This window comes from Moritella sp. PE36 (assembly GCF_000170855.1).
In the GTDB taxonomy this organism is placed as follows: Bacteria; Pseudomonadota; Gammaproteobacteria; order Enterobacterales; family Moritellaceae; genus Moritella.
The window spans coordinates 25,603-35,104 of sequence record NZ_ABCQ01000051.1; the positions used below are offsets into that span (position 1 = coordinate 25,603).

Annotated in this window: 8 protein-coding genes and 1 pseudogene; 8 read left to right on the top strand and 1 reads right to left on the bottom strand. The window is 40.0% G+C overall.

Translation table 11 applies throughout. The features are described from left to right. Positions 1–460 precede the first annotated feature (460 nt). The 4 genes from PE36_RS19460 (at position 461) to PE36_RS19475 (ending at position 5,353) form a co-directional block, all read left to right on the top strand. Positions 461–1,750 carry a sphingomyelin phosphodiesterase gene (locus PE36_RS19460; RefSeq protein WP_006033791.1) on the top strand — a complete coding sequence of 430 codons (1,290 nt, stop codon included), beginning with the start codon at positions 461–463 and terminating at the stop codon, positions 1,748–1,750. After that, the gene (locus tag PE36_RS19465; RefSeq protein ID WP_006033792.1) at positions 1,750–2,709 is read left to right on the top strand and encodes a hypothetical protein; all 960 of its coding nucleotides are present in this window, start codon (positions 1,750–1,752) and stop codon (positions 2,707–2,709) included. Before PE36_RS19460 ends, PE36_RS19465 begins: the two co-directional genes overlap by 1 nt. Positions 2,710–2,824: 115 nt before the next feature. Then, on the top strand, positions 2,825–4,582 hold the full coding sequence (locus PE36_RS19470) for a hemopexin repeat-containing protein (RefSeq protein WP_006033793.1): 1,758 nt from the start codon (positions 2,825–2,827) through the stop codon (positions 4,580–4,582). 84 nt (positions 4,583–4,666) lie between these two features. Further along, a complete protein-coding gene (locus PE36_RS19475) occupies positions 4,667–5,353 on the top strand; it encodes a glutathione S-transferase family protein (RefSeq protein WP_006033794.1) in 687 nt (228 codons plus the stop codon). A 121-nt stretch (positions 5,354–5,474) separates the two neighbouring features. Here PE36_RS19475 and PE36_RS19480 read toward each other — a convergent pair whose 3' ends face one another. Continuing rightward, on the bottom strand, positions 5,475–5,924 hold the full coding sequence (locus PE36_RS19480; protein ID WP_006033795.1) for an SMI1/KNR4 family protein: 450 nt from the start codon (positions 5,922–5,924) through the stop codon (positions 5,475–5,477). Between the two features lie 230 nt (positions 5,925–6,154). Between PE36_RS19480 and PE36_RS19485 the strand changes: the two genes are divergently transcribed. The 4 genes and pseudogenes from PE36_RS19485 to PE36_RS19500 all read left to right on the top strand — a co-directional run. Then, on the top strand, positions 6,155–6,568 hold the full coding sequence (locus tag PE36_RS19485; RefSeq protein WP_006033796.1) for a RidA family protein: 414 nt from the start codon (positions 6,155–6,157) through the stop codon (positions 6,566–6,568). 154 nt (positions 6,569–6,722) lie between these two features. Continuing rightward, a complete protein-coding gene (locus tag PE36_RS19490; RefSeq protein ID WP_006033797.1) occupies positions 6,723–7,847 on the top strand; it encodes a hypothetical protein in 1,125 nt (374 codons plus the stop codon). 158 nt (positions 7,848–8,005) lie between these two features. After that, entirely contained in the window at positions 8,006–8,635 is a 630-nt protein-coding gene (locus PE36_RS19495; RefSeq protein WP_052298110.1) for a thioredoxin domain-containing protein, read from the top strand. A gap of 494 nt (positions 8,636–9,129) precedes the next feature. Then, positions 9,130–9,502 (top strand): annotated as a pseudogene (locus tag PE36_RS19500) (6-aminohexanoate hydrolase); the annotation flags it as partial.

A 9,502-nucleotide genomic window follows, 5' to 3' on the forward strand; every position in this document is an offset into this window, starting at 1 on the left:
TTGCGGTTATTTCGTTCGCCAGTTAACTTGCAGCAAGCAACTACTGATTCAATCTTGTAAATTACGTGGTATGAGAAACTACTCTAACTCATAATGGGATATATACGAGTTAGAGTGATTGCAAAACTCATGATGATTGAGATTGATGATTAAAGGTGAATAGAAATTACGTTATGTTCGCGAAACAGAGCGTTGTTGGCGATCTTAAAAATAGAATGATATTTCAAATGAGCTAGTCATTTTTAATGCCAACTTGGAACGTTATTTTAGTGTTTACCATCAAAGGTCACAGTTATTATTGTTGTTTATGCTTAATCGTGATCGCCACTAAATATTTAATATTATTGTGTTTTAAATGTCATATTCTTAATTTAACCTCAAATCCGTTAAAACAACAATCAAAGGATTTGATGTGAATATACTAAAAAATGTAATAACAACAACTTGCCTCACTTGTGTTATGAGTGCGTCTGCACTTGCCGACAGTGATATCTACCTTACCAACAACTCTAACCAGACCATGTCGATTCAAGTTAACCACACTGGTTCAGATTTACTTGAAGAAGGTGCAGAATGGCAACAACATGTACAGACACTTAAACAATGGGAAACTAAAATGGTATTAAGTTTTAATCGCTGGGAAGGGGTTAAGTCTGGTGATACTTATCAGTTCGAAACATTGGTGACCAATGAAAATGGCGAGTCGCTGTCGTTGTTACAACAAGTGAAAGGATATTGGTATAAATCAACACTTGATCATGGCGCAAGTACCAATGATGTTGCGTTGAATTGGGCGGATGATCGTGATACTCATCGTTATGAGTCCAAATACAACAGTAACAGCAGTAGTACTGAAATCGCTTTTAAAGCGAGTGCGACTGGTCGTTATGATGATATTTATTACAGTATCACCCCGCAAAAAATTGATGAACAGCCTGTAGCAGACGCAGATACACTCAAAGTCATGTCATATAACGTCTGGGCTCTGCCTGTGATTGCAAAGCACATCGGTGACCGTTTTCAGGAAATACCGAAGCATTTAAAAGGCTATGATGTGCTTATGCTACAGGAAGTCTTTGCTTCTGGTCGTGATGCATTTTTGCGTGATCTTGCTAAAGAATATCCGTATCAAACGAAGATGTTAGATTACCCTGGGATTAATGTTTACGATGGTGGTGTGACTATCGTGAGTCGCTATCCAATTGTTAATGAAGGGCAATACGTCTATCCCGATTGCTCTGGGACAGACTGCTTTGCCGACAAAGGCGTAAATTATGCTGAAGTGATCAAAAATGGTAAGGCATATCATGTATTCGCAACCCATACAGCGTCGTTCGATACTGATACCGCACGTGATTACCGCCAACGTCAATTCCGCCAGATGCGTGATTTTGCACAAGCGCAGAATATCCCAGTCACTGATACTGTTGTCTATGGTGGTGATTTTAATGTGAACAAACTTAAATTCCCAACTGACTATCAACAGATGTTTGCCAACCTTAGCGCTGATGAACCGCAATATGCGGGTTATACAGAATCAACGTTTGATCCGCGCATTAATGCCTACGCAGGTAATGCGTTATCGGGTGGTGAAAATATCGAATATCTTGATTATGTGGTGGTCAGTAATGAATTTGCCAAGCGAAACGAGAACATAAACACAGTGAAAATACCGCGTACCACGGTTGCTAGTTTATGGAAGCATTGGAATTTGTCTGATCATTTTCCTGTTAAAGCAGTAATCCGTTAATGCGATTGCCATTACTATTAATAAGCGTTGCCTTTATTGGCAGCGTTTATTTCTTCATCACCAATGAAAATGAATTGAATGCAGAGAAGCAAGAAAGTGCCATACCTGCATTATCTGAAACCGATCATTCAACAATACAACCCACAGACATAGCACCGAATAAAACGAAAGAAAAAATACCAGTTAATGAAGATATGTCTGAGCCAGAAACCTTATTGCAAGACGCACAAGGTCAAACGTTAATGACGGCGATAACGTCATTTTGGCAGCAATGTCGAAGGGAAAATAATTGCGATGAATTGTTAGCCGAACAGCAGTTGATACTTGACGATGCTCGTTATCAGTTGTTAGTTAACTTCCCTGTAAATCAACAGAACGAACAACGGTTGATGGGGGCGTCGTTAATCAGTCAGGATGCAAGTTTGGCGGATAAAATCGCCAATGTTAAAGGGATTAGAGAGCTGGTGTGGGCTGACGATGCCGCGCTGTTATTTCAGCAGCAAGATGCTTATTATGACTACCGTTTATCGTTAGCGGATCCTGAAAGTCGATTTAACCAGACTCAGAACGCGGATGATTTTATCAATGAATACAATGCGATGTTGGCAGAGCAGGGTGATGATTTAGATAGCTTTGCGTTAAGTTCTGATACTGCCAAGTATGAAGAGGCGTTGCATTTAATCCCACCGTCTATGCCTGAAGATGAAACAGCAAGAATTAAGGCTGAACTGGCTTCGCAATATCTCACCGCTAATGAGCGACAATCCATTGTTAATAGAGAGCAGCAAGTTGATAAGCAAGAGCAAGAAATAACGGATTACCAGCAGGGATTAAATCAACTTGAGGCCACACTTGCTAATGAACGTGCAACGTCAAAGCAAACGATGAGTGATGAGGATTGGCTAGCTTATAAAGCTGATCGCTTGTATCAATATCGTCTTAACTTCTTTAGTCTTTAGGTTGTATTAAAAAGCTTAATGAAAAAGTCATGTTTCCTTCATGTTAACGGCGCAGACTATAATGACATCTGGGCTATACCAGATGTCATTTTGTGAAGTCGACAAGGAGAAGACCATGAAAAAGACGATGATAATTGCGTTATTAACCGTTGGGGTAGGGATGCAAGTACCCTCTGTGTTAGCGGCCAATAAAGCTGTGTTATTGGGTATTGATGGAGTGCAATGGGAAAAGGTACAAGCTTTAAATACCCCAAACTTTGACCGTTTGAATATCAATAAAGCGTATACGGGTGGCATGAAAGGTTATGACAATGAGCAGTTAACATCAAGTGGACCTGGCTGGGCGACAATTTTAACGGGTGTTTGGGTTAATAAGCATAACGTCGATACTAACAGTGCAGGCTTGGCTAATGCCGATTTCCCCAGTATTTTTAAACGTATTTATGATGCAAACCCGATATTAACTCAAGCGTCATTAGTGCATTGGTCTCCGATTAATACGCAGTTTTTCAGCAATGATATTGCTAATGTTGAGCGGGTCGAAAGTGGCATCAGTGATGCGGATGTAACGTCTGCGACAATAAGTGAAATAAATAAAGGCACTGATTTTGTATTTGCACACTTAGATGATCCTGACCATCATGGGCACAGTACGTGTTTTGGTAGCGCTTATAACAAGAGTATTATTACTGCTGATCAGCAATTGGGTGAAATCCTAGACGCAATTGAAGTGGCTGAAAAACAAAGTGGCGATAATTGGCTGCTAATGGTAACGACAGATCATGGTCGTGACAGCTTAGGTTGTGGTCATGGCGCGCAGAAGCTGAACCAAAAAACCATCTTTATCGGCAGTAATGAACTAGTTAATGCTGAGCTTACCGAGAAATTGGTTGGCTCAAATAACGATTTTTCAGGGCTTTATGGTTACGCGGCACAAACGTCTATTGTGCCCACTTTATTAACCCACTTGGGAATTAAGGTTGAGCAAGAATGGAAACTGGATGGTCCATCGCTTATCGGTGAATTAGGTGTTCGCAAATTAGTGGCAAGTACTGATGGTTATTTACAGTGGATAAATGAGAGTGACGATGATATTCGCATTTATCGTAATGATATTTTGGTTGATGTATTGTCTGCGCAAAATAATTCGTGGCAAGACAATGCGAATACTCGGTTGGGCACAGTAGATTATGTTCTTGCGAGTAATGCTAATCCAGTCGCTTTTAGACATAATGTGATGGATGTTAATGCTGGGCTAAGTTGGAACTTATCACGAGGCTATTTCTTCCGTAGTGATACGCAATATGTGCGTTATAACAAAGTATTGGATAAAGCAGAAGACGGTTACCCGCGCGCTGTGAATGAGAGTAATTGGCCTGGTCTTGGTGCTGATCGTGAAAACCTGGTTGCCAGTTTCCACAAAGACAGTGATACGGCTTATTTTTTTACTAATGATGGGCAATATTTATCTTACGACCTGAATACTGATTCTGTTCGAGATGGTTATCCGAAAGCGGTCGACGCGACCACATGGTCAGGGCTTGAAGCATATGCTGACAATATCGTGGCGACATTACGTTGGAAAGGTAATAAAGTTTATTTCTTCCTTGATGACGGAAGTTATCTACGTTATGACTTAGTTAACGATAGCGTTGACAGTGGTTACCCAAAACCGATAAATGATTCCACTTGGCCTGGTCTGGGGGCTTATGCACAACAGATTACGGCTGCAATTTATTGGGATGATACACGCGCATATTTCTTTTTGGATGGTCAACGTTATATTCGCTACAGTATAACAAGTGATCGTGTTGATAGTGGTTATCCTAAACCGACCAATGATAATACATGGCCAGGTCTGTTGGGAATGTAATAGAGCCTAACTTAACAACCAAAATTTCGCTTTAGAAGTGATAGAAAAACACTGCCAACTTATGCAATAATCTGATGATGAGTAATGGCAATATGTATTCAGGTTAACCTTATATTGCAGAAAAGGAGAAGTATTATTTACACATTGTATTGGGATCGCGGTGGGGCCAACATGGCCACACACGCTGTACTGGAAGAGTTGGGCGTGGCCTATGAGTTGATAGAGATCGACTTGGCTAAAGGAATGCAACGCACTCCGGAATATATGGCGATTAACCCGAACGGTAAGGTGCCCACATTACAGCATCGGGGTGAAATCATTTATGAATCGGCCGCGATCCTGATGTACCTACTTGACCAGCACCCAGATGCCGGTTTAGCGCCCGAACTACAGTCGCCGCGACGAGGCCACTATTACCAATACCTCACATGGATGTCGAACACGTTGCAGGAAGCTGCTAACCGCTGGGCTCACCCGGAGCACTACGTCGGGGGTGATACTGATTTGACCCTGGTGGTGGATAAGGCAACCCAAGAACTGAGCCGCTGCTGGAGCATTATTGATGATGAACTGGGCAATAAAGGCCCCTGGCTTCTAGGCGAAAAGCTTAGCGGCGCAGACTTCCATCTGTTTATGGTGGCCTACTGGAGTCGCCGATATGGCAGTCGTGCGCAGGACTGGCCAAACCTACGCCGGCACCTGCAGGCCATGCTCCAACGCGACTCAATCCAACAGATGATGTCTCAGGAGGGGCTGACATTCGATCTCTGATCTACGAACTAAAGCGCCTTACCTCTGGTTAGGCCTTTAGCTATAATTGGGAACGCGCGATCTTAATGTCAAAATATTGAATATTAGAACTCATTCGGCGAGTATGTTCTCGTTAACAATCTTAAAGCTCATTGAACTGGTCTAGCCATTTAGTAAAAGAATCAGATACTTGTGTGACAGTACATGCACCGTGGTCAAAAAACCAGACTGCAGCATCTGTTTGCTGACTTAGACAATCGCTCAGTTTGAAACAAAACATGTTGCCCTTACAATCAGATGCAAACAAAATATGCCCCTTTGGCATACCGCTCATTTCATATAACTGAGACAGTGAAGCGACATCTTCTAGGCTTAGGAAATCTTGTACTTCCGAAATATCAGAATTCAAATCACAAATCTTAGTTAACACGTTTGGCGTGTGAACCAAGCCATAGGTAGATATTAAATATTTATATGATTCAGGTAAAAAACAATTTAACTTTGATTCAAGCTCTGTAATATCATCACCATTTATTGGCACCATGGCATTTTTACTGCCCCAGTTTTTTACAAATGTATCAATGCTATTCATTTAAAAACACTCCAAGATCGCTAACGGTTTATTACCGAGATTGACGATTAAAACCGTCTTAATTTTATAATAAAAACAAGATACACAGGATAACCATACGATTCAATTAATTATTGATATAACCAATGAATACTATATAAATCATCAATTGGACGATATGTTTGGATTTTGGCAAAGTAGGGTTATCGGGTCTGCAAGGCCAACACGAATAAAACTCAAGGAAGAACATCATGGCTAATAAACAAGCGTTTCATAACAAAAACTTACCTGATATGCGTAATGCTTTTAGTTGGGGGCTAAAACTGAGCGATTTTGATGAGATATTTTTTGTCACAGGTCATGCAGACTGTAACCCGCAATTTATCACCCAACATCCCGGAGACCCTGTTGCGCAGACTCGTCTTATTCTTGCACAGATGAAGGATTTTCTGGAAGACGCAGGGTTCAGTATTAATGATATCGTGCGCACTGATTGGACATTCGTCAATGAAATCAATGGAGAACAATTTGGTGAAATAGCGGGCGTGTGGGAAGAGTTTCTTGTTGATGTAGAGGTCAAACCCGCAACCGGTACATTGCGTTATGTTCAACGTTTAGGGATGGAAAATATGATGGTTGAATATGAAATGATGTTGGCAAGGTAATGTGAGTCATGAATTGATTAATACATATAAAACATGCAGCCTTGTCATAACAATATCTTCACAGCATTTTAATTTAACCGTGCTTATTATATAGTTTTATTTATTTACTTTTATAAAACGCCGCATTGATTACGATTAGGATGGAAATTTACTTATGGCTGAGTTATTTAAAGACGTTTATTGCCCTGTATTTTATGACAAATTATCGGGTGTGTTAACCAAGGTAATATCAGAGTTTGATTCGGTTAAATTTAACCAGATGATCTTTAATGATAGCTTTGTGGATTATGAGCTAAAGCAGCGTATGCATCATACCGCTGAAGTGTTGAATCACTTTATGCCAGTGGATTTCTGTGAAGCAGTGGTCGTACTCAAACTGATTATTGGTGAGCTGCGAGAGCAGGGGATTAAAGAGCAAAGCATTGAATACATGTGTCTGCCAGCTTACATCGAAATGTATGGTATGGATGATTACGACAGCGCTGTTGATGGCTTTGAATTTGTGACGCAATATACCAGCTGTGAATTTGCGATTAGACCTTTCATTATTCGTTATTCAACACAAATGCTCGCGCAGATGTTGGCATGGACTACACATGAAAGTCGCCATGTACGCCGCTTAGCGAGTGAAGGTTCACGCCCTCGACTGCCTTGGGCGATGGCGTTGCCTGCATTAAAAAATGATCCAACACCCTTGTTACCTATTTTAACCGCATTGAAAAAGGATGACTGTGAGGTGGTTAGGCGTAGTGTGGCGAATAACCTCAATGATATCGCCAAAGATAACAGTGATGTCGTAGTGCAGATTGCAACGCAGTGGTTAGGTAATAATGCACAGACAGATAAACTCGTTAAACATGCGTGCCGTACATTACTTAAGCAAGCTCAGCCAGAGATCATGGCGCTGTTTGGCTTTCAACAAAATCAGATAAAGCTCACTGCAATGGCGATTACCACGCCGATTGTTAAAGTGGGGGATAGACTTACGTTTAACTTCACGATTGAAAATACTAGCCATCAAGCCCAAAAATTACGCTTAGAATACGGATTGTATTATCTCAAGAAGAATGGCAGCTTAGCCCGGAAAGTGTTTAAAATTACTGAACGAATGATCGCCGCTAATACGCAAGAACAGATAAGCCGTCACCAAAGTTTCAAAGTGATCAGCACTCGCGTATTTCATTTGGGCCGCCACAAACTGGCCATTATTATTAATGGCCAAGAAAGTAGGATCAGTACCGAAAAAGAGGCGCTGGTTAGTTTTGAATTAACAGATTGATGCTAATAATTAAAGATCATTTAGTTTCCAGACGTTAAGTTCACATACTGGGACTAATTATTATTTTTCAAACTAAATGTTGAAAAAAAGGCATTGTTTGATATCATACCTAAAGTTGTTTTGTGTCGAACTTGATGTGTTTATTTAAAGGAAATATTGTGAAATACTGGAATAGATTATTAATTGTTGCATGTTTATTTTTTACTATAACAAGCATTAGTTATGCTGATGTACCGCGTGAAGGTTTGCAGTATACACGGCTTCCTGAAGCCATTAAAAATGCCCCCGAAGTTATTGAGTTTTTTTCACTGACCTGTAGTCACTGCCCAAAAATGGAAGCTGTATTACCAAAGATAGAGGCGTTAACTACTTCTGAAATTAATCAAGTGCATGTGGTGTTTAATGATAGTGCAAGAAGAGCTGCTTTTATCTATTACGCAATGGTTGTTCAGACTCATGACCAACCAGAACGTGACATGGTTAACGCGCTTTTCACCTATGTGCAAAGCCGTAATACCGATAAAAATAGCTTAGCAAGCAATAAACTTAAGCTGGCTAAACTGTTTGATCAATATGGCCTGTTAAGCCCTGATAATTTGTCTAAAGAACAGCAGAAACTGATCACGATGAAAATGGCCCAGTCGGAAGCAATGGTAAATGCTATCGAACTTAGATCCATACCTGCGTTAATTATTCGAGGTCGTTATCTTATTGAGTTGAGAGCTCATAAGTCGATTGATGAACTGGCAGATACGATTAACTATCTGAAACTACGTATAAATTCTTAATTGTAATATCAATGCTATGTTATGAAATATCAAAATACATTTGTTAATATTTTACTTATTTGTCCTTTATTATTCGCCAAGTAGGGCTGAACTATCAATTGAATCCTGCTCATCTATTATTGCCTTATATCAGCCGAGGGTGAATATGTGAGGCATTACTGCATTATTTTCGTATATCCTAAAGAAGATAATGCAGTGTTATTAGTTGTATCTATCTCCATATCTATCTCCATATATACCTGCTTACACCCCTCTGTATTTTTCAATTGTAACCCCCGTGTTTGTTTCGTTATCTATTAGTAATAATAATTTAATTAATGTTAATCATTCACTTGACGTTTGACGTCAAACTTATTAGCATCACCCATAACATTTAGATTTGATGTTAAACCTAAGTGTTATGGCGTAGTTATTAACAAACAGTAAAGTTACAAACTAGATCTGACATGGATAGCGTTAACACATTCGTTTTTATATTCTTTTAGGTAGGTGACATGATGAAAAAATCAATTATTGCATTAAGTGTTTTAATCGCCACAGTAAGTTCAGTATCCGCTGCCACGTATCATGCTCCCGATCAAAGCTTCATTGAGACAATCGCGCAAGTCGGTATTACCTCTGAAAACTGGGATAGTGGTGAATCAGCTAAGTTGATGATGAAAAATGCCTACCGTATGACGTCATACATGGAGATATCTAATGAAGGTACGCCAGTACAAGATTTCGGTAAAGCATCGGGGTTAGATCTTCGTAATTTAAATGCATACGATTTTGATGGCGAGCATAATCTAGAAGTGATTGCCCGAGATAGACTAAACATTGAATCGATGGTCATCACCAAGGATAGTAAATTGATTGATGCTTATT